Here is a 252-nt window from a genome sequence, read left to right on the forward strand (position 1 = left end):
GCCGATGCTGATCGTCTCGTTGTGGTCGACACGCTCCTTGCGGTCGTTGTGGACGGTGATGGTCTCGTTGTTGTCGACGGTCTCCGTGCGGTCGCGCTTGATGTGATTCGTTTCGTCGCGATCAATCGTCTTCGTGCGATCGCGGCCGACCCAGTGGGTTTCGTCGTTCTCGACCTCGATGTCCTGGTTGCGCTCGGCATGCAGCCAGACCTGCTCCTCGCCGCGCTTGTCCTCGAAGCGCAACGCGTTGGC

At 61.9% G+C, this 252-nt stretch carries 1 protein-coding gene; it reads right to left on the reverse strand.

The window, feature by feature from the left end:
• A partial coding sequence (locus FLQ44_RS14365) for a bacteriophage T4 gp5 trimerization domain-containing protein (RefSeq protein ID WP_439144932.1) occupies positions 1-252 on the reverse strand: 252 nt, incomplete at both ends.

The sequence above is a fragment of the Vogesella mureinivorans genome, assembly GCF_007644035.1.
GTDB lineage: Bacteria > Pseudomonadota > Gammaproteobacteria > Burkholderiales > Chromobacteriaceae > Vogesella > Vogesella mureinivorans.